The organism is Bradyrhizobium sp. MI1.3, assembly GCF_055811695.1.
Map to the genome: position 1 here is coordinate 1 of NZ_JBVVPQ010000233.1, position 691 is coordinate 691.

Consider the following 691-nt stretch of genomic DNA (forward strand, 5'->3'; position numbering starts at 1 on the left):
GACGAAAAGCAGTGCATCCTGGTGCTGATCGGCGCGACGCCGGAAGGCCGCAAGGAACTGGTCGGCTTCACCGATGGGGCCCGCGAGAGCGCGCACGACTGGCGCGATCTGCTGCTCGATCTGAAGCGGCGCGGGCTCGGCGTGCCGCCGCGGCTCACCATCGCCGACGGCGCACTCGGGTTCTGGAAGGCCGCCGGTGAGGTCTGGCCGAAAACGCGCGAGCAGCGCTGTTGGGTGCACAAGACCGCCAACGTGCTCGGCAAACTGCCGAAGAACCAGCACCCGAAAGCCAAACGCGCGTTGCAGGAGATCTGGATGGCCGAAACCAAGGCCACAGCCGAGCTGGCGTTCGAGGCATTCATCGAGAGCTACGCGTTGAAATACGACAAGGCGGCCGACTGCCTGGCCAAGGATCGGGATACGCTGCTGGCATTCTACGACTTCCCGGCCGAGCATTGGAAACACTTACGGACCACCAACCCCATTGAAAGCACCTTCGCCACCGTGCGCCATCGCACGATCCGATCGAAGGGCTGTCTGTCCAACAGGACTGCCCTAGCAATGGTCTTCAAATTGCTTGAGGGCGCACAGAAAAGCTGGCGACGGCTCGACGGACACAACCAGTTGCCAAAACTTCTTCTCGGTGTGACATTCAACGACGGGATCGAGGTCATCGCCAAGCCGACCGACC

Annotated in this window: 1 protein-coding gene; it reads left to right on the forward strand. The window is 62.4% G+C overall.

Translation table 11 applies throughout. From position 1 onward, the window contains the following. On the forward strand, nucleotides 1-691 hold a 691-nt coding region (locus AC0L3A_RS40805; protein WP_473256589.1), incomplete at both ends, for an IS256 family transposase.